1 protein-coding gene is annotated in these 274 nt (G+C 37.6%); it reads left to right on the forward strand.

The genetic code is table 11. The features are described from left to right. Window positions 1–274: hypothetical protein (locus C162_RS36540; protein WP_162174507.1), on the forward strand; the 274-nt coding region annotated here is incomplete at both ends.

Raw genomic sequence — 274 nt, forward strand, 5'->3', positions numbered from 1 at the left:
TGATGTCATCAAAGCCATGGGGACACCAACTTCAGTTAACGGTAGTAATTGGAGTTATGATTTCTCAAGTGTCGATTTCAATAGAGAAAGTGAGGTAGAGGGCTATAGTGATATTAGTGATAATTTGAAAGTTTGGTTAGGAAACCAAGAGGCTAATACAAACTTTTCGATCGGTTCCACAAAAAATGATGTCATCAAAGCCATGGGGACACCAACTTCAGTTAACGGTAGTAATTGGAGTTATGATTTCTCAAGTGTCGATTTCAATAGAGAA

It is taken from the genome of Paenibacillus sp. FSL R7-269 (genome assembly GCF_000517865.1).
Taxonomy (GTDB): domain Bacteria; phylum Bacillota; class Bacilli; order Paenibacillales; family Paenibacillaceae; genus Paenibacillus_AQ.